The sequence below is a fragment of the Acetomicrobium flavidum genome, from assembly GCF_900129645.1.
In the GTDB taxonomy this organism is placed as follows: Bacteria; Synergistota; Synergistia; order Synergistales; family Acetomicrobiaceae; genus Acetomicrobium; species Acetomicrobium flavidum.
In genome coordinates, this window is the sequence record NZ_FSQZ01000001.1 from 400,951 (window position 1) to 426,409 (window position 25,459).

23 protein-coding genes are annotated in these 25,459 nt (G+C 48.9%); 2 read left to right on the forward strand and 21 right to left on the reverse strand.

Annotated elements, in window-relative coordinates; all coding sequences use genetic code 11:
- Nucleotides 1-26: 26 nt before the first annotated feature.
- Nucleotides 27-437, forward strand: coding sequence for a nickel-responsive transcriptional regulator NikR (gene nikR, locus BUQ78_RS02025; protein ID WP_014806581.1), 411 nt, complete (start codon nucleotides 27-29; stop codon nucleotides 435-437).
- A 52-nt stretch (nucleotides 438-489) separates the two neighbouring features.
- Here nikR and argF read toward each other — a convergent pair whose 3' ends face one another.
- The 6 genes from argF to BUQ78_RS02055 all read right to left on the reverse strand — a co-directional run bounded on the left by argF (nucleotide 490) and on the right by BUQ78_RS02055 (nucleotide 5,442).
- Nucleotides 490-1,434, reverse strand: coding sequence for an ornithine carbamoyltransferase (argF, locus tag BUQ78_RS02030; protein WP_074199118.1), 945 nt, complete (start codon nucleotides 1,432-1,434; stop codon nucleotides 490-492).
- Between the two features lie 21 nt (nucleotides 1,435-1,455).
- Entirely contained in the window at nucleotides 1,456-2,688 is a 1,233-nt protein-coding gene (locus BUQ78_RS02035; protein WP_014806579.1) for an arginine deiminase, read from the reverse strand.
- 126 nt (nucleotides 2,689-2,814) lie between these two features.
- On the reverse strand, nucleotides 2,815-3,234 hold the full coding sequence (gene speD, locus BUQ78_RS02040) for an adenosylmethionine decarboxylase (RefSeq protein WP_014806578.1): 420 nt from the start codon (nucleotides 3,232-3,234) through the stop codon (nucleotides 2,815-2,817).
- A complete protein-coding gene (speB, locus tag BUQ78_RS02045) occupies nucleotides 3,224-4,078 on the reverse strand; it encodes an agmatinase (protein ID WP_074200142.1) in 855 nt (284 codons plus the stop codon). Before speB ends, speD begins: the two co-directional genes overlap by 11 nt.
- Entirely contained in the window at nucleotides 4,078-4,953 is an 876-nt protein-coding gene (gene speE / locus BUQ78_RS02050) for a polyamine aminopropyltransferase (RefSeq protein ID WP_074199119.1), read from the reverse strand. Before speE ends, speB begins: the two co-directional genes overlap by 1 nt.
- A 3-nt stretch (nucleotides 4,954-4,956) precedes the next feature.
- Nucleotides 4,957-5,442 carry a pyruvoyl-dependent arginine decarboxylase gene (locus BUQ78_RS02055; protein WP_014806575.1) on the reverse strand — a complete coding sequence of 162 codons (486 nt, stop codon included), beginning with the start codon at nucleotides 5,440-5,442 and terminating at the stop codon, nucleotides 4,957-4,959.
- A 238-nt stretch (nucleotides 5,443-5,680) separates the two neighbouring features.
- Here BUQ78_RS02055 and BUQ78_RS02060 point away from each other — a divergent pair, with 238 nt between their 5' ends.
- The gene (locus BUQ78_RS02060; protein WP_074199120.1) at nucleotides 5,681-7,978 is read left to right on the forward strand and encodes a transglycosylase domain-containing protein; all 2,298 of its coding nucleotides are present in this window, start codon (nucleotides 5,681-5,683) and stop codon (nucleotides 7,976-7,978) included.
- On the opposite strand, the gene BUQ78_RS02065 is transcribed toward BUQ78_RS02060, so the two are convergent.
- Genes BUQ78_RS02065 through BUQ78_RS02130 form a run of 15 tightly spaced genes read right to left on the reverse strand, consistent with a single transcriptional unit; the run spans nucleotide 7,953 to nucleotide 25,359 of the window.
- A complete protein-coding gene (locus BUQ78_RS02065; protein ID WP_074199121.1) occupies nucleotides 7,953-9,017 on the reverse strand; it encodes a deoxyguanosinetriphosphate triphosphohydrolase in 1,065 nt (354 codons plus the stop codon). The genes BUQ78_RS02060 and BUQ78_RS02065 overlap by 26 nt on opposite strands.
- A gap of 12 nt (nucleotides 9,018-9,029) precedes the next feature.
- Nucleotides 9,030-9,827 (reverse strand): pyruvate, water dikinase regulatory protein, encoded by a 798-nt coding sequence (locus tag BUQ78_RS09945; protein ID WP_014806572.1) that lies wholly within the window; start codon nucleotides 9,825-9,827, stop codon nucleotides 9,030-9,032.
- 3 nt (nucleotides 9,828-9,830) lie between these two features.
- Nucleotides 9,831-11,915 carry a glycine--tRNA ligase subunit beta gene (glyS, locus tag BUQ78_RS02070; RefSeq protein ID WP_084532165.1) on the reverse strand — a complete coding sequence of 695 codons (2,085 nt, stop codon included), beginning with the start codon at nucleotides 11,913-11,915 and terminating at the stop codon, nucleotides 9,831-9,833.
- Between the two features lie 39 nt (nucleotides 11,916-11,954).
- Nucleotides 11,955-12,836 carry a glycine--tRNA ligase subunit alpha gene (locus tag BUQ78_RS02075; protein ID WP_014806570.1) on the reverse strand — a complete coding sequence of 294 codons (882 nt, stop codon included), beginning with the start codon at nucleotides 12,834-12,836 and terminating at the stop codon, nucleotides 11,955-11,957.
- Nucleotides 12,837-12,853: 17 nt separating this feature from the next.
- Nucleotides 12,854-13,561, reverse strand: a complete 708-nt coding sequence (gene recO, locus BUQ78_RS02080; RefSeq protein WP_074199122.1) for a DNA repair protein RecO — start codon at nucleotides 13,559-13,561, stop codon at nucleotides 12,854-12,856.
- Between the two features lie 6 nt (nucleotides 13,562-13,567).
- A complete protein-coding gene (locus BUQ78_RS02085; protein WP_014806568.1) occupies nucleotides 13,568-14,857 on the reverse strand; it encodes a hemolysin family protein in 1,290 nt (429 codons plus the stop codon).
- A gap of 1 nt (nucleotide 14,858) precedes the next feature.
- Nucleotides 14,859-15,368, reverse strand: a complete 510-nt coding sequence (gene ybeY / locus BUQ78_RS02090) for an rRNA maturation RNase YbeY (protein WP_014806567.1) — start codon at nucleotides 15,366-15,368, stop codon at nucleotides 14,859-14,861.
- A 21-nt stretch (nucleotides 15,369-15,389) separates the two neighbouring features.
- A complete protein-coding gene (locus BUQ78_RS02095; protein WP_318259456.1) occupies nucleotides 15,390-17,405 on the reverse strand; it encodes an HD family phosphohydrolase in 2,016 nt (671 codons plus the stop codon).
- Nucleotides 17,368-18,396 carry a PhoH family protein gene (locus BUQ78_RS02100; protein ID WP_014806565.1) on the reverse strand — a complete coding sequence of 343 codons (1,029 nt, stop codon included), beginning with the start codon at nucleotides 18,394-18,396 and terminating at the stop codon, nucleotides 17,368-17,370. The genes BUQ78_RS02095 and BUQ78_RS02100 overlap by 38 nt, the downstream gene beginning before the upstream one ends.
- 27 nt (nucleotides 18,397-18,423) lie before the next feature.
- Nucleotides 18,424-18,666 carry a NifU family protein gene (locus BUQ78_RS02105; protein WP_014806564.1) on the reverse strand — a complete coding sequence of 81 codons (243 nt, stop codon included), beginning with the start codon at nucleotides 18,664-18,666 and terminating at the stop codon, nucleotides 18,424-18,426.
- Between the two features lie 27 nt (nucleotides 18,667-18,693).
- On the reverse strand, nucleotides 18,694-20,145 hold the full coding sequence (locus BUQ78_RS02110; RefSeq protein WP_014806563.1) for an oxaloacetate decarboxylase subunit alpha: 1,452 nt from the start codon (nucleotides 20,143-20,145) through the stop codon (nucleotides 18,694-18,696).
- Between the two features lie 7 nt (nucleotides 20,146-20,152).
- Entirely contained in the window at nucleotides 20,153-20,974 is an 822-nt protein-coding gene (gene mazG / locus BUQ78_RS02115) for a nucleoside triphosphate pyrophosphohydrolase (protein ID WP_014806562.1), read from the reverse strand.
- Nucleotides 20,953-24,084: a transcription-repair coupling factor gene (gene mfd / locus BUQ78_RS02120; RefSeq protein ID WP_074199124.1), complete on the reverse strand. Its 3,132-nt coding sequence runs from the start codon at nucleotides 24,082-24,084 to the stop codon at nucleotides 20,953-20,955. The genes mazG and mfd overlap by 22 nt, the downstream gene beginning before the upstream one ends.
- A gap of 15 nt (nucleotides 24,085-24,099) precedes the next feature.
- Nucleotides 24,100-24,678: an aminoacyl-tRNA hydrolase gene (gene pth, locus BUQ78_RS02125; protein WP_014806560.1), complete on the reverse strand. Its 579-nt coding sequence runs from the start codon at nucleotides 24,676-24,678 to the stop codon at nucleotides 24,100-24,102.
- 9 nt (nucleotides 24,679-24,687) lie between these two features.
- A complete protein-coding gene (locus BUQ78_RS02130; protein WP_014806559.1) occupies nucleotides 24,688-25,359 on the reverse strand; it encodes a 50S ribosomal protein L25 in 672 nt (223 codons plus the stop codon).
- Nucleotides 25,360-25,459: the final 100 nt, after the last annotated feature.

A 25,459-nucleotide genomic window follows, 5' to 3' on the forward strand; every position in this document is an offset into this window, starting at 1 on the left:
ACCCTTTCAAAGGAGGCATAGCTAACATGGAAACCGAAGAGATCGCGAGGTTCAGCGTTTCCATACCGAAGTCCCTTTTAGACGAGTTCGATAAATGGCTTCGCAGTCACGGAATGGTAAATCGCTCCGAGGCCTTAAGACAAGTGATGAGATCCTTTATAGCCCAATCCAAGTGGGAATTTCAGGAAGGGATGGTTTGTGGAACCGTCACGATCATATACGACCACCACAGACACGATGCGGTATCGGAGATTACGAACATACAGCACAAATACGGCGACATAATAGTCTGCACGACGCACGTCCATATAGACCACTCGAACTGCCTAGAGGCAATCATACTGTTGGGCGAAATAGACATGATAAAAAAATTTCTGGTCGATCTGAACTCCTTAAAGGGCATAAAGGAAATAAGGACTTCTATGGTAAACATATAAATTACAATCGACGGACAGGATGCAAGGCTATCCTGTCCGTCGATCTGTTTTATTACAAGTTGCCTATGGTGGCTACGATTACAGCTTTGATCGTGTGCAGTCTGTTTTCGGCTTCCTCAAAGACTTTGGACTGGGCCGATTCAAAGACCTCTTCAGTGACCTCGTTACCCTTGACGGCCGGCAAGCAATGTAAAAATATGGCCTCTTTGTCAGCAAGATCCATTAAAGTCCTGTTTACCTGATAGGGTTTGAGCAGTTTTATGCGCTCTGCGAGCTTCTCTTCTTCGCCCATGGAAGCCCACACATCGGTGTAGACCGCTTGTGCTCCCCTTACCGCCTCATGGGGATCATCAATGACCTCTATGATGGCTCCGTGCCTTGCACCCTCAGCTCTGCACTCATCAAGCAATTCCTGGCTCGGATATAACTCCTTCGGTGCGGCTATGACGTAATGCATGCCCAGCTTGGATGATATGACCATGAGGGAGTTGGCCACGTTGTTTCTTCCGTCACCTACGTAAACAAGCTTAAGCCCTTTCACGTCTCCAAAACATTCCTGCATTGTCATAACGTCAGCCAGTGCCTGGGTGGGATGATAGCTATCGGTAAGGCCATTCCAAACGGGTACCCCGGCATACATGGCAAGCTCTTCCACTACCGACTGCTTGAAACCCCTAAACTGTATGCCATCGAACATCCTGCCCAATACCCTAGCGGTATCCTTGACGTCTTCCTTATGCCCGAGCTGAATGTCGCTTTTGCCCAGGTATTCGGCATGCCCACCCTCATCTAGGCAGGCAACCGTAAAGGCACATCTGGTGCGCGTCGAGGGCTTTTCAAATATCAAGGCAATGTTTTTACCGGCCAGCAAGTTGCCCCTGATTCCGGCTCTCTTCTTTGCCTTCAACGCAACTGCCAAGTTCAAGAGATACCTTATCTCTTCGGGCTTGTAATCCTTCAACCATAACAAATGGCGTCCACGTAAATTAACCGGCATCTTTCACTACTCCCCTCACATTTAATCTCGAAGCAGCGGCATGGACATGCATCTGGGGCCTCCCCTGCCACGTCCAAGCTCCGCTCCCTTGATCTCGTATACCTTTATGCCGTTTGCCCTCAGCTCCTGGTTCGTGATTGTATTTCTCCTATAGGTTACGACCACTCCGGGGGCTATGGCAAAAGTATTCGTTCCATCGTTCCATTGTTCCCTGGCAGCAGCGACAGGATCTCCGCCGCCTGTCTCGACGAAGGTTATGTCGTCAAGCTCTAAGTTGCGCTTCATCGTTTCAACCAAGTCATTCGACTCCTCTATGCTTGCAACCGTTCCATCCTCATCGTAAGCGATCTCCCAGATGCGAACGTTCTTTCTTATGCCGGGATAAACAACGAAACAACTTCTATCCACCATGGTAAAGACAGTATCGAGATGCATATAGACGCGCTTCTTGGGAATATCCACAGCCAGGACCTTTTTTATGCCCAACTCCCTGGCAAGTTTCCGCCCTACTACCTGTATAGCTCCGGCCGTAGTCCTCTGGCTTATGCCAATAGCCACGACATCTTCGGACAGCACTAAAATGTCGCCGCCTTCTATGAAGTAGGGATGCACGTTTGTAATTTCTTCACCATATATTATCTTGAGTCCCGCAAAATACGGGTGATGGTCGAATATATATTTCGCGTATAGAGGTTCCTTGCGGCGGGCGTCGAAGCGCATCACGCTTATGATTACCCCGTCTTTCACGAAGGAAAAGGGATCCCTTTGAAATAGGATGTTAGGAATGGGCTTTATCAGGAAATCGGTATCGTCTGAAGCAAGCATGCATAGGCTTTTTACATTGCCGGCGATCTCTCTGGCCTCAGAAACGGTCATGCCGGCGACAAGAATCTCCGAAAGGTCAGCGGGAGGCATCTCAAACAAGGCACCCATCAAGGCCTCCTTCAGCTGATGATCCAAGGCCTCCAACGCCAAGGCCTCTGATAATAAGTCACGTCGAACCTCTTCGTCCTTGAGCACGTGTGCCAGACAATTGCGAAAATATACTACCTCTATGCCGTTATCCCTGAGGAGGTCAGCAAAGGCATCGTGTTCCTTTTGGGCCTCCTCGACCCAAAGGATATCATCGAAGAGCAGTTCATCCTTGTTGTCAATTGTCAAGCGCAACAGTTCTAACCCCGGCCTGTGGAGAAGTACCCTTCTAAGCTTGCCAATCTCCGAACCCACGTACAGTCCCCTGTCGCTATCGTCCATTTCCTTCACCACCGTCGTCGTGGATGTTATAAATCTTTTAATAAACAAAACCTATCCACGAGTTTACCACATTTATTGGCAGCTTAAAAGGGTACCCCCACGATCTTTGTCGCTACGCCCTTGAAGTCACTCACCCTTAACGCTTTCGCGAATTGAGTCTATAGATACGTAATTTTTATTATCGGTCGTAACCAGGCTGCCGCGCCTTATTTCCATGGTAGTAATCTTTTTGGGCTTAAAATAGTTGGACAGATATTCAAAGGCCTTCCATGGATCCGCCTTATCGCCACATGTGAAGAGGTCAATGGCAGCGTAACCAAATTCTGGCCAGGTATGGATCGCCAAGTGCGATTCCGATATGATCACTACACCACTAACCCCGTAAGGTTCAAACTTTCTAAACGCCACGTCCACTACGGTTGCACCGGTACGTTCCGCTGCCTCGATCATAGCGCTTTGAATTCCCCTCAAATCGTCGAGTACATCATATTCGCAATCATACGCTTCCATTAAAATATGTTTTCCGAGTGCTTGATTATTGGTCAACGCTGTCACCTCCCAACATAATTAAAACCTCTCGCACAATTTTGGCCCCTAAAACGGACGTTACTCCGTTTACGTCGACGGGTGGAGATATCTCAACCAGGTCGAAGCCAACAACGTTGTGGCCCTTGAACATGCGTAAGGCCTTAAAAAGGTCAGTAACGCTGACACCCTCCGGTTCAGGCGTACCCGTTCCGGGAGCAAAGGAGGGATCCAACACGTCTATGTCCAAGCTCACATATATAGGACATCCTTCAAGTTTACCCAAGACCTCTTTTAAGGGCTCCAGGAAATCGATCAGATGAAGGTCGACGTTTCTCTTCCCCCACTCAATTTCCTCTCTGGTGCCTGATCTTATCGCAAATTGGTGTAAATGCCTGGGGCTTGCCAGTTGTTCTGCTACCCTTCGCATGACCGTAGCGTGACTGTATTTGCTGCCCAAATAATAATCCCTCAGGTCAGCATGGGCATCGAAATGAACAACATGAAGATCTGAAAACTTGGACAAAACCCCCTTTACAGAGCCTAAACTTACCAGGTGATCTCCTCCAAGCATGAAGACCTTTTTGCCCTTACGCGCAAAAGATGACGTAACCTTTTCGATCTTCAACAATGAACTTTGGATATCTCCCGGTACAAAAAAAAGATCCCCCACATCAAAGAAGGAGGCTTTTTCCAACCCCTCGCCCAAATAGGGGGAATAGGTCTCGATATGAAGGGATTCCCACCTGATCGCATCCGGGGCATATTGAGCACCGCCTCTCCTGGATACAGCAGCATCGGAAGGTGCCCCAAAGAGAATCCACCTAGCATCCCTAATGCATGGTCCACTTTTTAGAAAGCGCATCAATTCCCCTTTGCCTCCTTCAAATTGCCTCCATTCACGATCTCCTTAACAAAAGGAGGCAACTCAAAGGCTAAAGAATGCATGGTATCGCTATAATACTTCAAACCCGTGGGTGCAGATCGTCTCTGTATCCTTGGATCAAATTTTTTGCTTCCAACCGCGTAAGTCCAAAGGCCGGTTGGATATGTGGGCACAGATCCCCAAGCCAAAAAGGCCCTTTCGAATGTGTTCCTCAATCCCAGGACTGCATCGCGCAGCAGTTCCGGTTCTGCGAAGGGTGACTCCGTTTGAGCTACCATCATTCCGCTTTCGGTCAATGCGGCATGTACGTCTTCAAAAAACGATTGCTCGAACAAACCGCTGGCAAAATCCACTGGGTCAGTGCTGTCTATGATGGCGATATCGAACTCGTCGTGATGTTCTTTCACGAACACTAGGGCATCCATGGGCATTATCTTCACGCGTTCATCATCCAACGCACAGGATACAGTCGGAAAGAACGTCTTCGATGCCCTTATTACCTCCTCGTCTATATCGACCAATGTGACGGACTCTACTGTATCGTGCTTGAGCACCTCTCGCACGACGCCCCCGTCTCCCCCGCCAATTACGAGCACCTTCTTAGGTTCAGGGTGCGCACACAAGACCAAATGGGCCATCATCTCGTGATAACAAAACTCATCCTTTTCGGTAAGCTGGATGGCGCCATCCAGGACCAAAACCCTGCCGTACTGTTTAGTATCGACTACCAATATATGCTGATATTTTGACTGCTTGTTTAAGAGGACATCCTCTATCCTGAGGCCCAACCTCAAATTCGGCGTTTGATACTCGGTAAACCAAAGGTCAGCAATCCTGCGCTCTATCGCTTTCATCGCTTAACATCCCTCGCAAGGAACTTCATAAAACAGGGGACAGGCAGCGATGACCGAGCCGCATCGTTCGACTCTGTGTTCTACCGATTTAACCTTAACCTCTTTAAGCAAAAGGTTGCGCATCGCAAAGGCCTCACGAACCATTTTCTCGACTGTCAAGGCAGCCTCATCGGCCTTGCAAAAGCCGGAAAACTCCATTATTATCCCGTAGGATGACGGGTCCTCCGGGATCCCAACGCCTATGGCAGCGGATATTATTTCGCCCGGAACATCGCTCGTCAAAGAACCGTAAGCTATCGGAAGCAAGGATCCTGCCGGCATTTTAAAAACTTCCTCATATACACATTTGGGCGGCAATACGCTACTCACCCTAAGCAAGTTCATATTTCCCACGCCGGCATCAAGTAAAGCGGCATCGAATGCATTGAGTTTTTGGTCGCCTTCTCCATGGCCTACAACCAAACAGAATTTTGTCGGAATCGGTAGCATTGGGCATACCCTCCTTACGCAAGATTTTTTCTCTCTCCATAAAGAGCGGATTACATTATAACGTTCAGGGGGGGTGTGTCAATCAAAAAAACACATTTTCTTGAAAAATTTCTTCATTATGTGGTACCGGAAGTTATCGCAAGGGGATCGACCTTCCTAAAAAACAATCGCCATGATCCTTAAAGCTCATGCTATAATCTCAACAGTCATGGGCAAGAGGTTTTTGGGAGGTCTGAGCATGCAATATAGAAATAAGAAAAACCCAAACAAAGGGCACATTGGAGTGACGTTACTGTACGCTATAATACTTTTCTGTGCAATCATCTTCGTCCTCTGTGCCGGGTTTATGCTTAAGATGTCGATGGAGTTGCCCTCCTCAAATGAACTTATAAGATTCAATCCAACCCTTTCTACGGTAATTTACGACAGAAATGGCGCGGAAGTGGCCAGGTTATTCAAGGAAAACAGGACCTGGGCGTCGTTGGACAAGATATCTCCATGGGTGATAAAAGCTGTTTTAGCCGCAGAGGACGATAATTTTTACGAACATCACGGCATTGACGTGAAGGGCATTGTGAGGGCCGCCATAGTAAACTTCACGCACAAAGGAGCCCTGCAGGGCGGAAGCACCATAACCCAACAGCTCGCAAGGAACCTGTTTTTGACCAGAGAAAAGACGATCGAAAGAAAGGTCAAAGAGATCATTTTGGCCATCAGGCTTGAAAGGCTTTATCCCAAGGATCAAATTCTGGAGATGTATCTAAACACAGTATATTGGGGCCACGGCAGTTACGGCATCTATTCCGCTTCGTACAACTATTTCGGCAAAGACCCGCTTACACTGACCTTACCGGAGGCATCCATGCTTGCCGGCCTGCTTGCGGCACCTGAGTACTACACTCCCTTGCGCCACCTGGACAGGGCAAAGACCAGGCAATTTTACGTCTTAAAGCGAATGGAAGAGTTGGGCTGGATCACGAGAAGCGAGGCCAACGAAGCCTTAGAGGCCAACTTGAACTTTTCGAAGAAAAGACAACCCACGCTGGGCAATAACCCGGCGCCATATTTTGTGTCCTACATACTTTTCAACCACCTATTGCCCAAGTATGGCCCCGAGGTCGTATATCAGGGAGGATTAAAGATATACACCACCTTAGACTTGAAGCTGCAAAGTGCGGCAGAAAGGGCCATTTCGGGATTAAAGTGCGAGGGCGCCCTCGTGGCAATGGACCCGAATACCGGCGAAATACTCGCGATGGTTGGAGGAAAGGACTTTAAGGTCAGCAAGTTCAACAGAGCTGTTCAGGCTTACAGAGAACCAGGCTCTGCGTTTAAGCCACTTGTATATACAGCAGCCTTAGAGAAGGGCATAAGGCCCATAGACAGGATATTGGATGCCCCCCTGTATTTCCCTAACGGTTGGCAACCAAGCAACTACGGAGATAAATATCACGGGGAAAGCACGCTGCTTGAGGCCCTGACGGACTCCTACAACACTGTAGCGGTACGCGTTGCACAGCTTACAGGCATAGACGCCATCATAAAGACCGCCAGAGATATGGGCATAACAAGCCCTTACCTTCCCCAGGACTTATCGCTGGCCTTGGGCTCGGCTAGCGTTACTCCACTGGAGATGGCCGTAGCATATAGCGTATATGCCAACGACGGCTATAGAGTGGAGCCCTTTGCGATTAAAAAAGTGGTAGATTTCAGGGGAAGGTTACTGGAGTCCAACGGCCCGAACCTGAACCAGGCCATAGATCCTTCCATAACTGCGACCATTCGCTCCATGTTGATAGACGTCGTGAACAACGGAACGGGTAGGGCGGCCAAGATCCCCGGTTATGATGTATTCGGCAAGACGGGAACCACCAACGACTGGAAAGATGCCTGGTTTGCCGGTGGAGTGCCTGGGCTCGTGTGCGTCGTATATGCCGGAAACGACAACCACAGGTCGCTTGGCAATGGCAGCACCGGCGGCCGCATAGCCGCTCCTGTATGGAAGGCCTTCATGTCGGAAGCCGTCAAAATAGCCAATGTAAAGGAAAGCTTTTCCCTGGCCGGAATAATAGGAGAAAGGGCCATCCAATTGGACATATGCCGCGAAACGGGATATCCCGCAAGTCCAAGCTGTCCAAAGAAGGCGACAATCTTATTACCTGCGGATCAAGCTCCCGTAAGGACTTGTCCATATCACGGTAGCCCCTACGAGTTTTCTGCGATGGAAGCTATAGACCCAAACGAGCCCAAATTGTACCTCATAGGCGGAGACAACGCCTTACTTGCAAGCTATGGGATGAAGCTACCTGCATACGCTGCTTCATCCTCGCAGTCAGAATCTTCGCCTGACTCAAGTAGGACACCAGATGAAGGCGCACCTCAACCCCTTGCTCCTCAGTTGCCTCAACCCCAGGTCGTGGAGCCCAAAGGAGAACCGCCATCGGATGAGTCAAAGAAGATTTACAAGGAGCCATCTCCTAGCGAGATCGACAGGAGATACCAGGAGCTTCTTAAGGAATATGGTCTGGTAGACTGATGTCTAGCGGCCACGGCGTTGGCATAGCTATGGCATCAAAGAAGGCAAGGGCGTATCTGTCGGTCATGCCAGAGATAAAATCGATCACCCGCGTGACCGGATCGGCTCCTGCATCTGCGAATTCAAGGGAATCAAGCATCTTGGGCTCAGACAGCAAATTGTGAAAGATCGTGCTAAGTACGTGCTTGACCTTCGGCCTTTCCTTTTTCGCCTGAGGACCTAGATAAACCTTCTCGTAAAGGAAGCCTCGAAGCATCTCCATGGCTTCCAATACCGCATCGCTAAGGTAAATGCCCCTTTCTCCGCTGTTTAAGACGATGTCCGTCACCAGCGTTCCTATGCGCTTACTGTGAGTCTCTCCGAGCACACGTATCACCTGTTGTGGTATTTCCTCAGCAGAGACCAGACAAGCCCTAATGGCATCGTCCAGGTCATGGTTAAGATACGCAATAGAATCACTTACTCTGACGACCCAAGCTTCCAAGGTAGACGGTTTTAACAACTCGAACCCCTTGTGGACATCTATTTGGCCCTTGCTGTGCTGTAATATCCCCTCCCGCACTTCCCATGTCAAATTAAGGCCCCTGCCGTCCCTTTCAAGTACATTTACCAATCTTAAGCTCTGCTGAGCGTGATGAAAACCACTTAAGCCCTTTTCCTTAGCAAGGCTGTCCAGGACCTCTTCTCCCATGTGTCCAAAGGGCGTATGGCCGAGATCATGACCTAAGGCTATGGCTTCCGTCAAGTCTTCATTCAACCGCAAGGCCCTTGCTATGGTCCTGGCTATCTGAGAGACTTCGAGCGTATGGGTCAACCGCGTCCTGTAATGATCTCCCTCGGGCAACAACAAGACCTGCGTCTTATATTTAAGCCTTCTAAAGGCCTTGCAGTGGATGATCCTGTCCCTGTCGCGTTGATAACAGGTCCTTATGGGACAAGGCGGTTCATAGATCTCTCTTCCCTTGGAATCGACGCTCTTAGAGGCATATGCCGCTAAGAGCTGTCTTTCCGTATCTTCCCAAACTTCTCTAGGATTCAAATATCCGCCACCTCATATATTCAAATAGTCCATTATTTCTTGAGCGGTCTCCTCCACGGCCTTGTTGGTCACGTCGAAGATCTTGGCATTCAACGTCTCTATTATTTGCCTAGCGTACAGGAGCTCTTCTTCTATTCGCTCCTGCCTAGCGTACATTGAAACCTCTGGATCTAAGCCCATAACCCTCAACCGCTCTTCGCGGATTCGCCTTAATTTGGCTGGATCTATGGTCAAACCTATGATCTTATTGCCAGGAACTTCAAAGAGTTCCTTAGGGGGCGGACTTTCGGGGACGAGGGGCATGTTTGCGACCATCAAGCCCTTGTGAGCTAGATACATGGCCAGGGGAGTCTTACCGCTTCTTGAGACTCCCACCAAAACGATATCGGCTTCCTTCAGCAGCTCGGGACTTTTGCCGTCATCGCACTTTATGGCAAACTCGATGGCTTTGACCCTTCTAAAGTACTCTTCATCCATTCTCCTCATGAGGCCGGGCGTCTCCCGTGGAGGATATCCCATTTTTCTTTCCAACATTCCAAGTATGGGCCCAAGTATATCGATAAAATCTATATTTCGCGCGCCGGCTTCCTTTGCCAACAAATTGCGCAACTGGTGATCGACAAGGGTGGCTATTATGATGGCCCCTTCTTCCTGAGCGCGTCGCAATATCTCCATCAGGCGATCCTGATTATTCACATACCTGAAGCGCACAAGCTCGCTTGATTTTATGCTAAACTGGCTGGTTGCTGCCTTGGCCACGTGTTCAGCCGTCTCTCCCGTGAAATCGGAAACAATAAATATCTTCACCATTCGTCAATCACCTGACTTAGATCCCCTTATAGCCCCTAGATCTCCGACTAGACGAAACAGCTTATTGCACTCGTACAAAAGCGACAGCCTGTTTTCCCTTATCTCAGGATCTTCGGCCATGACAAGCACCTTCTCAAAAAACTCGGATATTATGGGCTCAAGGTCCAATAGCAGGCTGATTATCCTTTCCCATTGATATTTTTTGAGGGCATCGCTAAGCTTTGGCGTTATCTCCTGAATCTTTCTGTAAAGCTTGGCTTCCGAGTCGCTTTGAAATTTCGTCTCATCCACTGCCTTAGGCGCAAAATCCCCGGCCTTGGCCAATATATTCCTGACCCTGATCGCAGCGGTTACTAAATTCTGGAACCACTCTTCCTTTCTAACCGATTCCAGTTGTTCGGCCAATTTTACCGCCTGTAAGGGCTTTTCTCCTATGACGGCCAACGCTAAAGAAGCCACATCATGCGAGAAGCCTTTCTCCCTTAATTGCACGTAAAGCCTCTGTTTCAGGAACTCCATGACTCGTCCGGCAACATCGGGATCGCATTTTAGGCTTCTTGCCGAATTTTCAACGATCCTCTTCAAATCGACATCGATGGCAAGTCCAAGGATCAATTCATTGAGGCATCTTGCCGTTCTTCTTAAGCCATAGGGATCCTGAGAGCCAGTGGGCAACAGGCCCATCTTGCCACAGGATACTATATTATCAATTCTATCAGCTATGCCGACTATGGCTCCTATTATGTCCCTTGGCAGGGCATCTCCAACGAAGGCTGGAAGGTATTGTTCATGCAGGGCCCTTGCCACTCGCTCGTTCTCGCCGTTTGCCCTTGCGTATTCCCTTCCCATTACACCCCTGAGCTCCGGGAACTCATAGACCATGTTGGTAACTAGATCAGCCTTGGAAAGGAACGCAGCCCTCTCGACCAAATCGGCCGTCTCCTCGTCGCAACCAAGTTCATTACATAAGTTCAAGGCCAGGTCCTTAACCCTCATGACTTTATCGTATAAAGTCCCCAGGGACTCTTGATAAACTATGCCTTGAAGGTCATTTACCCTCAAGGCTAAGGGCTTTTTGAGGTCCTCGTTGTAAAAAAACACGGCATCTGACAACCTTGCTCTTAAGACCCTTTCGTTACCTTCCCTTACGACCGCCATATCGGTAGCTCTGTTGTTGCTCACGCCAATAAAGGCCGGTTTTAGCTTGCCCCCTACGTCCTTAACTGGGAAATATTTCTGATGATGGATCATGACAGTGATGAGCACCTCTTCAGGTAGAGACAGGAAACTTTCATCAAAGGTCCCTATGAAAGGAACGGGATATTCCACAAGAAATACGTTCTCATCTATCAAGTCAGGGGGGAGCACTGCTTTGACGTTGTGCTCCATCTCGATGGATGCAATGCCGGACAGTATTTTTTCCTTTCTCTTAGCCTGGTCTACGATCACGTAATTGTCGTAAAGCTTTTCCAGATATTCGCTCGCTGAACTTATCTCCACCCTGCTTGAGCCCATGAACCTATGACCGCGGGTAACTTTATCTCCAGTTAAGCTACCCAACTGTAATGGTATGACCTCATCTCCATAAAGACACAGAAGCCAACGTATAGGCCTGACGAACCTGAGGCTAGGCTCCCTCCAATACATGTTCTTCGGGAAGACCAGGCGCCTTATTAATCGATCCAACAGTGCAGGTAGCACCGAAGCCGTATCTTTGCCTTCCTCTCTCATTATGGCAAATACGTAAAATTGGCCATTGATCTCCTTCTTCTTTAGGGTCTCAACGGGAACTCCTCGGCTCTTCGCAAATCCCAGGGCGGCTCTGGTAGGGTTATTGTAGATGTCAAAGGCCTGGCTCCAAAGAGGTCCCTTTATCTCTTCAACCAAATCGTCCTGCTTTTCCTGAAGGCCTCTGACTAAAATCACTAAGCGCCTCGGAGTGCCATAGCTCTCTATGGCCTTATATACAAGGCGTTCCTTTTGAAACTCCTCTGTAGCTATCTTTTTTATCTCCTCCAAGGCCCAGGGCATGAACCTGGCCGGTATCTCTTCCGTGCCGATCTCAAAGAGTAAATCCCTTACGTCCATAGCTTTCGATCCTCCTAGCTCGCTAGTCTGCCAAAGGGCTTAAAAGTGCGGGAACTTTTCCATAAAGGGGTAACCTGCTGCCTTACGCTGCTCTAGATAGCCTTGACAACATAGTGACGCTATGGCCCTGACCCTGCTTATATAGCTCGTCCTCTGAGTTATGCTAATCGCGTTTCTGGCATCCAGCAGGTTGAAAGTATGCGAGCACTTCAGTACGTAATCATAGGCGGGCAAGACAAGCCCCTTTCCAATGAGACGCTTTGCCTCGGCCTCATACATGTTGAACAATTTAAAAAGCATATCAACATCGGCTTCATCGAAGTTGTATATGGAATGCTCTACCTCTCCCCTGTGATGGATGTCGCCATATGTGACATCGTCAACCCAGCGCAGGTCAAATATGTTATCAACCTTTTGGACAAACATGGCTATGCGCTCGATCCCGTACGTCAATTCCGCAGGGACCACATCCATATCTATCCCGCCCACCTGTTGAAAATAGGTGAACTGCGTTATCTCCATGCCGTCAAGCCACACTTCCCACCCCAAACCCCAAGCGCCAATCGTAGGAGATTCCCAGTCATCCTCCACGAACCTTATGTCGTGATCTGCGGGATCTATGCCTAAGGCTTCTAAGCTGTGAATATATATGTCCTGAATATCATCGGGGGCCGGTTGAATGATCACCTGGTACTGATAGTAATGTTGCAGCCTGTTCGGATTTTCTCCATAACGTCCATCAGTGGGACGCCTGCAAGGTTCAACATAAGCCACCCTCCACGGTTCAGGACCAAGCACCCTGAGCGTCGTAGCCGGGTTCATTGTACCTGCACCGACCTCGATGTCGTAGGGTTGTTGAATGACGCAACCTTGCGTAGACCAAAAACGCTCCAACCTAAAAATGATCTCCTGGAGGTTCATGCCAAACTCCTCCCATCCTAGTTTAAAAAACTTCGTTTTAGAATGTCTTTCAGCTTACCATTATAATCTACGTAGTTCGCCTTTGAACTCTTGTTTTGAGCCCATTTTATCAAATCCTTTCTAGAAAGCGCAGCTGCGCAAACAAGCTCGCTTAATTCCGCTTGGGCAATTGCCTTTCCGCCATTCAGGCAACATTTTTTGCATATCAGGACGTCTCCTTGCCAATAGGCCTCTTCCAGCTTTTCTCCGCAGGATGAGCAATGCCATATGTCTGGAGCCACTCCCCAATTTTTCATCCATCTATAGAGGAAACGCCATTCCAACAAGCTGCCGTCCAATCCTTTATCAAGCAAATATAGCGAGTCGTAAAATACAGACAATACCTCATCGCACGGATAGCCTGGCAACAGGTGTTCTACAAGCAAGCGAGCCCAATTCATGGCCCTTTCCAGCTTGCCGGGGTCCTTTCGAATTTCCCATAGATCTTCCTTCACTTCGATCTCGCGTAAATACAGCTGTTTAGGACTCTGGTAACAGCCAAAGTATCCCCATATTAGGGGCTCTGTGCCCCCCCCGAACCTCCTCCTTCCACGAGCGGCACCAGGAGCAATTACCCACAGTGGCCCGTGTTTCCTAAACAGGATGTATAGCCTTATGTCTCCCTCGCTCGTCTCCCGTCTCCTCAGGACGACGCCCGTCAGCTTATAAAACCCCTGCTTCATCATCGGCCGTCAATCAGCTTCCTCGTCCTTGCCCTCTGTCGCTTCCGGAATTCTGGTGAACTTGAGCCTTTTCACCCTATGCTGGTCAACCTCCAGGACCTCGATATTCCATTCGCCATACACGAACGATTCCCTGGGCACCGGAAACCTTCCGAAGTGGCTCAGGACAAATCCGGCCACGCTATCGGCATCCTCGCATTCGAAGGGATAATCCAGGTATTCGCTCAGGTCTTCGAGGTTTACCAGGCCATCGACCACGTACACTCCCTCGGACTCCTTGTATATGGGTGGTACCTCTGTGTCATATTCGTCCTGTATTTCGCCAACGATTTCCTCTAGCAAATCTTCCATGGTGATCAACCCTGCAGTTCCTCCATACTCATCGACAAGAATGGCCATGTGCACACGCTTTGCTCTCATTATGTCAAAGAGATCGCTTATCTTGATGCTTTCGGGAACAAAAAGGGCCTCTCTAATATATTTGGCTATCGGATCATCAAATCTGCCGTTATACAGAGGGAGGATGATGTCCTTAACGTAAAGGATGCCCTTTATGTGATCTATGTCCCCCTCATATACCGGCACCCTCGAATGGCCGTACTGTCGAAAGACCTCTATGGACTCTCCCAGGGTGGTCGTGTTGGGGATGGCAACCATATCCATCCTTGGCACCATTACCTGATAGGCCCTGGTATCCTCGAAGGATATGACCCCCTTTATCATGCGCCTCTCGTCATCCTCTATTGCCCCTGAGGCCTCTCCTATCTTTAGCATCTCCTCGATGTCTTCTCTGGTTATGAAGGCTCGCTGCAGCGAAATATCCAAGTGGATCATCTTCCCCAAAACCTTGATCACAAATGTCACTACCCAAACCAAGGGGGAAAGCACCAGCCACACGAATCTCAAGAAAGGCAAAAGCAGCAAAATCATTCTTTCGGCATGCGATATGGCAAGCGTCTTTGGCAATATCTCGCCAAATATCAAGATCAAAAAGGTCATCAATATTATGGCCAAGGGTAACCCCTTGTCTCCAAAGAGGGATACGGCTATGGACGTCGCCATGGCGCTGGCTGCGATGTTCACCAAGTTGTTGCCTATCAATGTGACAGTCAAAGCCCTGTGTATATCCTCAATTGCCCAAGATATAGCTTTGCTCTTGCTTGGTGGCTTTCGTTCCTTTATAGCAAGCAGCTTGCCTCTTCCGGTAGCCGTTATCGAGGTCTCCGAAGCGGAAAATACTCCAGACAATATCAAACAGAGAATCAACAAATAGATACTATTAGGTAGGTCGGTATCCACCTTAAATATCGCCCTCCCCTTTTGACAAGTATTCGGCCTGTTTTCTCCACATCACTGCTTCCTCTTCTGGAGTAGCGTGATCATATCCAAGCAAATGAAGCAGTCCGTGAACGTAGATCAGCATCAACTCATCCTCAGGTCTTTTGCCAAATTTTTCGGCAAACTCGGCAACTACATTGGGACAAATGACGATATCGCCCAAGGCTATCTCGCCCCAATCGGACGAAGGCACGACAAACCTTCCATTTTCCCCCTCCCAGAGAGGAAAGGACAAAACGTCCGTGGGTTCGTCGGTGTCGCGATACTCCCTGTTAAGCTCTCTTATCTCATCGGGCCCAACAAATGTCAGGGAAACCTCTATAGATTTTATGTCATTTTCCCCGTTTACCAATTCGTTCAATTCCTTGTTGATTATCTTATGTGCCAAATCCCTTAACTCCTCCAGGGGACAGGGTTTTCCCATGGCAAGCTCCACTTGCTCTTCACCGCTAACGTCTAAGCTTATCTCCAAAGTCTAATTTCTCCCTCCCAATCATTTCTTGTCTCTTACCCATCGCGTATGATACATGGACATCAATGTCGTGACAAATGCTTGCCGAATAGCGCTCAAGTCCTTCATGGTCAGGTTGACCTCATCAAGCTGTCCTTCCTGTTTTTTTACCTCTATGACCTGTTTTACGGCATCGTCAAGGGTCGTTATATCCAACACCGATGGGCCCAATGCCCGCACAGCTGCTTCCACGGAATCGGCGAGCATTAGCAAGGCCGTTTCCTTGGAACGAGGCTTAGGCCCGGGATAACAATATTGATCCTTATCGCCGTTTCTTCTTGCCTTATTGTAGAAGTAAGACAAGCATGTAGTTCCATGATGTTCGGCAATGAAATCTATCATGGCGCTCGGAAGTCCGTATTCCTTAGCTAAGTTTATTCCCTCCTGGACATGAGACAATATAATTAAAGCCGATAACGACGGAGAAAGCGTATCATGTACGTTTTCTCCCTCTATCTGGTTTTCTATGAAGTACTGCGGCCTTTTTAATTTGCCGATATCATGATAGTATGCACCGCCTCGTACAAGCAGCGCATTGGCGCGGATCTGTTCGGCAGCTGCCTCCGCCAAAGTGCTGACCATCATGGAATGATGATACGTACCTGGAGCTTCAACCTGCAACCTCTTCAGTAACGCATTGCTAGGGTGAGTTAGTTCCATCAGCCTTATGGGTGACACCACATCGAAGACCCTCTCGATCAACGGCAGGAGCAATATAAAGATACCGCCAAGGCAAAACAGCAAAAGCAGGACGAATAACATATCACGAAGGAGTGGCACATGGTAAAAGACCCCACTGAAGGCATACCACAAGGCTACAGCAACAAATCCCACAAGCTCGATCTTCAAAAATGCCTTACCTTGCGTGGTTGGCCTTTCTTTAAAGACAGCATGGGCCAGGACCGTTATCAAAACTGCCAAGAACATGGAATAAAGATAGGCGAAGGAATTTGAAGAGCTTATCATGACGCCCAGAAGCCCGCCGCTTAAGCCCAAATAAAAGGCGCTTATGTAAGGCATAGTGAGGTAACCCCACCCCACTATCGGCAAGGTACCTATCCCGCTATACAGCGCATTTACCCTGGCGACGCCAAACTGCATAACCCAACCAAGGATAAGCAAAGTAGCGAAATAGGTCATCCTTATGGTTGAGGTCTGCCTCCACTCCTGCAGGTCGGTATATCGATGCAAAAAGGACCAAAGAAAGACCATGAGAAGGACCATGGCAAGCTGCATATTGGGAAATCGGCTTTCCGGATACCCTTGCAACCGTAAAAGGTTAGCAATTCCGGGGGTGATGAGCTCTCCTTTTTTTACCAGTAGCGTGCCCGGCTTCAGGACTTTTTCTACCAGCTCTACGCTCGACTTATAAAATTCCCTGACTAAAGCTGTCGTCTCGCTGTCGGTCTCAACTACAAAGGTAAAAAGATAGCTAAGTATCTGATATGCAATATTTTTGTCGGCAATGGGCAAATTCGCATTTGCAAGATACTTCCATAGATCTCCTCTTAAGTCAGTGGAGCTGCTGCTATAGTTATCCAAACTTAGCATCTGCAACCCTATGTTTCGCGTGACATCTAAAATACGACCTCTCTTGGAAGAAGGAAGGGCCTTTAAGATGTTGACTAAACCTTCAGGCAAGTAGGACCAGGAGGATGGGTTATCTATATCCTCAAGCACGGCCCTGACAATGGGAACCAAAGAGAAATCAATGACCTTTACGCCCAATACCCTTGATGCCAAATTTTCCTTGAGCTGTCTGGTCGTATCTTCGTCTAGATAAGTAATCTCCGATAAGACATAATAATCTCTTGGGGATGGAAGGCCGACCTTGAAACCTTTGTCGGCTACATCCAATCTCCATCCCCAAAAGAACAACCCTCCTGCAAGGGCCAAAATGAAGAGCCGCAGCAACCACTCTAAGCGTAACGAACTTCCGGATAAGGCTACTGCAACGTTCTTAGGGTAGCCTCTGGTCGTTCCCTTTCTTTTTTTCATAAATTTCATACGCCTCAACTATCCTCTGTACCATTTCGTGACGCACCACATCATAGTTAGTCAATCGCACAAACTCGATACCCGGAATGCCATCCAAAACGTCTTGAACTACCTTGAGGCCCGACTCCTTTCCAGGAGGCAAATCTATCTGCGTGATATCGCCCGTTACCACTACCTTTGAACCAAATCCCATTCTCGTGAGGAACATCTTCATCTGCTCTGGCGTGGTGTTTTGAGCCTCGTCCAATATAATGAAGCTGTCGTTCAAAGTCCTTCCCCGCATGTAGGCCAATGGGGCCAATTCTATAACGTTCTTTTCAAGATACTTCATGAACCTCTCGGGAGACAGCAGATCGAAGAAGGCGTCATAAAGCGGCCTCAAATACGGTTCCACCTTCTCCTTGACATCGCCGGGCAAAAATCCCAAGCGTTCGCCAGCCTCTACGACGGGCCGCACCAAAACTATCCTGCTTATGGCCGATGCCTTAAGGGCGGCGACCGCCATGGCGACAGCAAGATAGGTCTTGCCCGTTCCTGCCGGACCTATGACAAAAATTACATCGTTACGTTTTATCGCTTCGATATATTTTTTTTGCCCTGCCGTTCGAGGCCTCACCGGCTTTCCCCTTGAGGTGATGTATATGACCTCTTCGTAAAGCGATAGCAGGTCCACTTTGCCGGCCTCGGTAAGCACGTTCATGCCGTACTTAACTTCTGCAGGCGTTAGCCTGTATCCCTTCTCGGCAACTTCAGCCAGCTGTCCCAAAAATTTGGCAACAAGCTTAACGACTTCGACGTCAGGGCCATGAACCTGTATTTCGTCACCCCTCACGATTATGCGTACGGGAAACCTCTCCTCAACGGCCCGAATGTTCTCGTCCTTTTGGCCCAATATCTTTTCGAGAACCTTTTCGTCAGCTACAATGAGAATTTCAGGCGACGATCCATCTTTTTTTATAACATCACTGTTGGAATCAAACGGTTCTACCAAGGGCGAGAAAATCCCCTCCTCCACATGTCATTGAACGCTCTCAACGGACTTTACTGCATTGGGAAGGCGCTCCTTTAAGACGCTTTCCACTTGGAATCGCAACGTCTCCCTGGCGAACGGACATCCACCGCAAGCGCCGGTCAGGCGTACAAATACCTTTTTTTCCGCCTCATCGTAACTTACCAATTCTATATCTCCACCGTGAGACATGAGCGCTGGTCTGATGTCGCTTTCAATTACTTCGGAAATATTTTTCTGTGCCTCTGTCATGTTCATTACCTCCTTGAGTTGTCACAGCTATACTGGATAGGCCACCCCTTCGATGGGTTCCTCAAAGCCAACGTCCCTCTTAAGCGTCCTGGCAAACTTTTTGATCAGAAAGTCTTTAGCTACATTTGGAAACAAAGCATAGCTTAATACATCCTCCGGTTGCAGTATCCAGGGTTCTATGGCCTTGCGGGCTTCCTCCAATCCCGGAGGCAGTATCTCCCCTGGCCTGCATTCGATGGGCTTTTCGTCTCCTATGACCCTTTTGGCCACCTCCGGATCAACGGGTGCAGGCGGCCTTCCATAATATCCCAGAAAGTACATCTTCACCTCGTTGGGCACTATGTGCCACCTCTTGCCAACTAAGACGTTCAGCGTAGCCTGCGTGCCAACTATCTGACTTGTCGGGGTCACCAAGGGAGGATAGCCCATCTCGCGTCGAACTTGAGGTACCTCCTTCAACACCAAATCAAGCTTATCCAAGGCATTTTGCTCCTTCAACTGGCTTACCAGGTTCGAGTACATGCCTCCCGGTATCTGATATATCAATACGTTTATGTCTACCCCCGTAAGGCCAACGACCAGATCCTTATATTTGTTTCGTATTTCCTTAAAGTAATTCGCGATTGGAACCAGTTCTTGCAGCTCTATCTCCGTATCGTATATGGAGTCCTTCAGTGCTGCGACTAAAGATTCCGTAGGCGGTTGGCTCGTGCCCATGGCAAAGGGAGATATCGCGCAATCAATGATGTCGGCCCCAGCCAAGACAGCAGCTAAATAAGCCATTGACCCCATGCCGCTGGTGTAGTGCGTATGCACCTGCAACGGCAGATCGCACCTATCCTTGATCGCCCTGACCAGTCGATAGGCAGCAACAGGAGAAAGCAGGCCAGCCATATCCTTTATACATATCGAATCGGCACCCATGTCCTTCATCTTCAACGCCAACTCGACGAAGGATTCTAAGGTATGCACCGGCGATATGGTGTAACATATCGAAAGCTGCAGGTGGGCTCCTTCTTTCTTGACCTGATCGGCAGCTACTTCCATATTCCTCAAATCGTTCAGAGCATCGAATATGCGGATGATATCTAGACCGTTGCCCACAGCCCTTTTGACAAATTCTCTCACTACGTCATCAGGGTAGTGTTTATAACCTACCAAATTTTGGCCACGAAGCAACATCTGAAGCTTTGTCTTCTTGACAACTCTTCTTAACGCCCTTAGGCGCTCCCAGGGATCCTCCTCCAAGAACCGCATGGCCGCATCAAAGGTAGCACCACCCCACATCTCGAGGGAGTAGTAGCCGACTTCATCCATCTTGGCGGCTATGTCCAGCATATCTTCGGTACGCATCCTGGTAGCCATGAGGGACTGGTGCGCATCTCGCAGTACAGTTTCAGTGATCAATACTTTTTTCTTCTGCCCCGTCTCGCTCTTAATCCCCTTAGCAAATATGTCAAAATCGTGAACGTCGCTCATTTTAAATTTAACCTCCTTGCGATCCTCTGAGCCTCTCTTTGGCCTCTTGCCAAAGCTCCTCCAGTTCGTCGAGCGTATATTCGCTCCAGCCCCGTCCGCTTTTCTCGACATTCTCCTCTATGATGCGAAATCTCCTTGAGAATTTTTCGTTAGCCTTATTCAGTGCCTCTTCTGGATTTACGCCTATATGCCTAGACAAGTTAACCACCGCGAAAAGGAGATCTCCCATTTCTTCTTCTATCTCGTCCGTAAGCCCGACTTCTATGGCACGGCGAAGCTCGTCCATCTCCTCCCTTATTTTATCCCATAAAGGGGTAAGGTCTCCAGCCTGCCAATCGAAGCCGGCCTTTGCTGCCCTCTCCTGGATGGAGAAGGCCTTGAGCAACGCCGGCATGGAACGAGGAACGCCGGTCAATCTGGATCGCACTTCATTCTTGCTCTGTCGCTCTTGCAATTTTATCATATCCCAGTTCCGCCTGACCTCTTCGCTGTCATGGACCGTAAGATCACCAAAGACATGAGGGTGTCTTCGCCTTAATTTATCGCACAATGCATCTATCACATCCGTTATATCAAACCAATGATTTTCCGATGCAATTTGAGCGACGAAGACGATCTGCAAAAGCAGGTCGCCGCATTCCTCGCATATATTTCCCCTATCCTTCGAGTCTATCGCATCAATCAACTCATAGGCCTCTTCAAGCACGTATTCCTTAAGAGATTCCAAGGACTGTTTTCTGTCCCAGGGACAACCTCCGGGAGCTCGCAATTTCGCCATTATCTCAACGAGCTCCACGAAGCTTTCCCCTATATCGCGTCTCGATCCCATTCCTCGACCATCTCCCTACCCGACTTAAAGGCTGATGTCATGTATTTGACCAGTACCTTCAGGCCAACGATGCCGCCCGGCCCAACGGCACGATCACCTCTGGTCATCCAACCCGGTTTGCCGCCCACAAGGCTAAGCAATCCCTTATCTTTTCCTCGTAAGACGATTTCGTTTGCATCTACCGTCATCTCTTCAACGCCGAAGTGAGGCAACCCCGCCTTTAACCTTGTCACGTTCAACAAGGATTTCATCTCCTCCGGCAGTGGTCCAAACCTGTCGGCCAACTCTTTTTCCATTTCGTCAATATCCTTAATGCTTAAATCTCTAAGCAATCTCCTATAAAGCGCCATTCGAAGCGAATCCTGGGGAATGTAGTCCTCCGGAATGCTTAACGGCACCTTTATGTCCATCGAAAGGCCTTGAATATCTTCCCCTTTTAGCTTTCTCATAGCATTTTCTATCAACTTGTAATAAAGTTGAAATCCGACCTTTTCCGTCTGACCGTGTTGCTCTACGCCAAGTAAATTGCCTCCGCCCCTGATCTCCAGGTCCCTCAGCGCCAACCTGTAACCCGCTCCCAATTGATTGCACTCCGCTATGGCCTCAAGCCTCTGCATGGCCTCCTTAGTTAGAGATTTATCTGCCGGGTACAGCATATAGGCAAAGGCCTGCCTATTTCTTCTCCCAACTCTGCCGCGAAGCTGGTGCAATTGAGATAACCCGAACATGTGGGCGTTGTCTACAATTAAGGTATTGGCCTTAGCGATGTCCAAGCCGCTTTCTATGATTGTCGTACAGACAAGTACGTTGATTTCACCGCTTAAAAACTTCAACATTGCATTTTCCAATTCGCCCTTTGGAAGCTGCCCGTGAGCTATGCCCACCTTGGCCTCTGGAACAAGCATCTGCAGCCTTTTGGCCCTCTTTTCTATGCCCCTTATGCGGTCGTGAACAAAAAAGACCCGACCATCGCGGGATATCTCCTTCAGGATTGCCTCTCTAACCAGATCATCCCTCCATGGTCCTACCACGGTAATCACGGGTTGTCTATCTTTGGGTGGAGTGCTCAGGAGGGATATGTCCCTTATGCCGGACAATGCCATATAAAGCGTCCTGGGAATAGGGGTGGCCGATATGGATAATACATCGACTTCAGTTCGAAGCTTTTTTAACAATTCCTTTTGCCTGACGCCGAACCTGTGTTCCTCATCGATTATGACCAGACCCAGATCCTTAAATCGCACGTCACCCTGCAGTAAGCGATGAGTACCGATCAGTATGTCCACACGTCCTTCTGCCGTTTCCTTCAGTATACTTTGCTGCTTCGCCTTCGTCTCAAAACGAGACAGCTGTTCAATCCTTATTGGCATATCGCCTATCCTTGAGACGAAGCTCTCGTAATGCTGTTCTGAAAGCAACGTCGTAGGGACCAAGACTGCCACCTGTTTCCCACCCTCCACCGCCTTTATGGCAGCTCGCATGGCTACCTCAGTCTTTCCAAACCCCACATCTCCTACCAATATCCTGTCCATGGGGACAGGCTTTTCCATGTCGTTTTTTATCTCCTCTATGGCCTTTAGCTGATCCGCGGTCTCGTGATAGGGAAAGGTGACTTCAAAGTGTTTTGACATTTCACCGTCTTTGGGAAAGACAAATCCCTTCTTCAGTTCCCTTGACGCGTATAAAGAGATCAAGTCTTGGGCGACCTTATGGGCCGCATCTCTGGCTTTCTGAAGATTTCTCTTCCAGGATTGCCTGTCAAGGCGATCCAGCTGAGGCTCCACACCATAGATGCCCTCATAGGGCGTTATCTTGTAAAGTTGGTAAGCAGGTACCAGAAGCCGCTTCTGGCCACCATACTCCAAGACCAGATATTCCGAACCATTTATGTAATTTGTGCCTCTAAAAATGGCAACGCCGTAATCCTCATGCACGACATATTGGCCGACTTCCAGGCTGTCCTGCCAGTCTGACGGCGGCTTACGGTAGCTTTGATCCATCATGATGGGTTGCTCTATGCCCATGATGGCGGATTGCGACAGGGCGACATATTTGCGCCTCAAATCCACAAACCCTGCGCTTATCATCCGAGGCGTCAAGTTTATGCCCCTTTGGGCAGCCCACTCTTCCAAGTATCTCGCTTCTGCATACAGAGAAATTTCATAACCTTCGGATTGCCATTTGTTCAAGTAGGCATTGGCATTTTCCAATTGCCCTTTAAAGTAGGGTTCTCTTAGTATATCGAAACGATATGTAGCGCCCTCAAGCGAAGAAGAAATTCTCAAGTGAGGTAACGTGGCAATCACCCTGTAGACTTCTTGCCAGTCTGGTATGAGAGGTAAAGAACGGTCATCGTCACACAGGCGCCTCCAAAGCCATGAGTATATATCAGCCTGTGCTTCTACATCCTTTGGTTCGAAGAGAAGAACTCTGCAATTGCTGGGAAGCAGCTTGATGGGGAAGGCTACCCTGTTTCCGGAAATGCGATGTATCTCTATTTGTCCATGATGGGCTATGCTCTTTTGAGTCTCACTATCGAAGGCTCGGATGCTTATTACTTCGTCATCGAAGAATTCCACCCTAATGGGATACCTGTAAACGGGATCGAAGAGATCCACGAGGCTTCCCCTGATCGAAAGCTGTCCCGGGCTCCAGACGAGGTCTACCGGCTCATAACCGCTAGCCTGTAACCACCGTGCCAGGTTGTCTCTTCCAATAACTTCTCCAGCTACTATGGTAAAACTATCATCTACAAAGGAAAGAGGCGTCACGAGAGAGCCGGGGGTCGAAACCAAGACCTTCTTGCCATCCTCATGACGCCATTTTTCGAACAATTCTCCCCTATTGACCCACAGGGCAGATTGACCTGCCTTATCCGCAGTTAAGGGCAACTCTGGCAAATATATGATGTCGTCTTCTTTGAACAATGCTTTCCAGTCGGAGTAAAAATCCAGCGCCTGAGTGCTATCCGAAAAAAGCGCTATGAGCTTAGCTTCCGCATTCCTGCAAATCCACGGCCTGGCTGCCCCCCTGGCCTGGAGGCACACAGTATCGCCCTTCATCCAACTGCTTAAGTCGACATCCCAAAGTTTATCAATGTACACTTGCACTTCTAACACACCGCCTTAAAGGCTGCTGTTTGCGTACGAGATAGCGCGCTCCATGTCCAAGGTTACCCACGCAACGACAGCTTTAGCAGCCCTATCGAGTATTTCGGGCAAAACTTTCATCTCATCGTCGTCAAAGGGTGACAAGACGAAGGAGATCAAATCCTCCGTGGGTTCCCCCTTGCCAGTGCCGATCCTCAACCTTGGGATCTCCAACGTGCCTAAGGCAGCTATGACAGACGCCATCCCATTATGCCCACCTGCACTTCCCTTTGCTCGAAGGCGAAGCTTGCCAAAGGGAAGGTTTACATCGTCGTAGACGACCAAAATATCCGACGTCTTCACGCTTAACCCTTTGGCCGCCTGTGCCACGGAATGACCGCTTAGGTTCATATACGTCAAGGGTTTTAGCAAATAAACTTTCTCGCTTTCTATGTTAAAAGGCCCCCATAACATCCCGCTGAAGCGATACTCGCAGGCCCCCTCGGCCCCTAACCGTTTCAGCAGGGCGTCTATGGCTAACCACCCCACATTATGCCTTGTCATGGCATATTCAATGCCCGGATTGCCCAATCCAACACAAAGTCGCACGCCCACTATAAGTTGCTACTCCTCCTCCTCTTCCTTCTCCGAAGCGCCTCTCTTGCCTATTACTTCCACCTCCGCAGGAGCCTCCTCCTCAGCAGCGGCCACTTCAGCCTCCATAGCGCTGGATTCCACAACCTGAGCTATGGTCTCTTCTGGATCCACGGATATCGTGGCGCTCTCGGGCAGCTTAATGTCCGAAACGCGAATGCCCTGGCCTATATCAAGACCCTCAACATCGATATAGATCTCATCTGGTATTTCGCTCGGAAGCACTTCCATCTCTATCTCATGCAAGGATTGAATCAAAACGCCACCCTTTTTGACGCCTATACAATCCTCTTTGTTCGTTAAGACCAGGGGCACTGCCACCATGACCTTATGGCCCCTCAGAATCTGATAGAAATCGAGGTGAAGGATCTGCCTGGTCAAGGGATCCCTCTGATAGTCCCTAATCATCGCCATCTCTTCTTTGCCGTCCGGAAAGGTGACGTTTAATACCAATGTTTTCCAGTGCGAAGAATGGAGATGGGGTATTATGTCGTCGATGCGCACCATGACAGGAACAGATTCTTTATACCCTGGCCCGTAGAAGACGGCTGGCAAATACCCCTTTTTTCTAAGTCTTTTGGCCTTGTTTTTGCCAGTTTCCTCTCTCGTCTCTAACCTGATATTGATGCTTTCAACCGCCATATCGAAATTCCTCCCTCATATTAAGCTTCGTGTAGAATCGCCAATAAGGCTGCAGGTAATTTTATACTAAATACCCTGTCCATTGCCATAAGATATCGCA

Bases quoted from the DNA above. Each gene is read 5' to 3' on its own strand.
- nikR (WP_014806581.1), top strand. From the start codon at position 27: ATGGAAACCGAAGAGATCGCGAGGTTCAGCGTTTCCATACCGAAGTCC.
- glyS (WP_084532165.1), bottom strand. From the start codon at position 11,915: ATGGACGTAAGGGATTTACTCTTTGAGATCGGCACGGAAGAGATACCG.
- speE (WP_074199119.1), bottom strand. From the start codon at position 4,953: ATGAAAGCGATAGAGCGCAGGATTGCTGACCTTTGGTTTACCGAGTAT.
- mazG (WP_014806562.1), bottom strand. From the start codon at position 20,974: ATGGGATCGAGACGCGATATAGGGGAAAGCTTCGTGGAGCTCGTTGAG.
- BUQ78_RS02055 (WP_014806575.1), bottom strand. From the start codon at position 5,442: ATGCTACCGATTCCGACAAAATTCTGTTTGGTTGTAGGCCATGGAGAA.
- BUQ78_RS02035 (WP_014806579.1), bottom strand. From the start codon at position 2,688: ATGGACGATAGCGACAGGGGACTGTACGTGGGTTCGGAGATTGGCAAG.
- argF (WP_074199118.1), bottom strand. From the start codon at position 1,434: ATGCCGGTTAATTTACGTGGACGCCATTTGTTATGGTTGAAGGATTAC.
- BUQ78_RS02075 (WP_014806570.1), bottom strand. From the start codon at position 12,836: ATGAACCTCCAGGAGATCATTTTTAGGTTGGAGCGTTTTTGGTCTACG.
- BUQ78_RS09945 (WP_014806572.1), bottom strand. From the start codon at position 9,827: ATGGTGAAGATATTTATTGTTTCCGATTTCACGGGAGAGACGGCTGAA.
- BUQ78_RS02110 (WP_014806563.1), bottom strand. From the start codon at position 20,145: ATGAGCGACGTTCACGATTTTGACATATTTGCTAAGGGGATTAAGAGC.
- BUQ78_RS02105 (WP_014806564.1), bottom strand. From the start codon at position 18,666: ATGACAGAGGCACAGAAAAATATTTCCGAAGTAATTGAAAGCGACATC.
- BUQ78_RS02060 (WP_074199120.1), top strand. From the start codon at position 5,681: ATGCAATATAGAAATAAGAAAAACCCAAACAAAGGGCACATTGGAGTG.
- BUQ78_RS02130 (WP_014806559.1), bottom strand. From the start codon at position 25,359: ATGGCGGTTGAAAGCATCAATATCAGGTTAGAGACGAGAGAGGAAACT.
- recO (WP_074199122.1), bottom strand. From the start codon at position 13,561: ATGATGAAGCAGGGGTTTTATAAGCTGACGGGCGTCGTCCTGAGGAGA.
- speB (WP_074200142.1), bottom strand. From the start codon at position 4,078: ATGCGCTTTCTAAAAAGTGGACCATGCATTAGGGATGCTAGGTGGATT.
- BUQ78_RS02095 (WP_318259456.1), bottom strand. From the start codon at position 17,405: ATGAAAAAAAGAAAGGGAACGACCAGAGGCTACCCTAAGAACGTTGCA.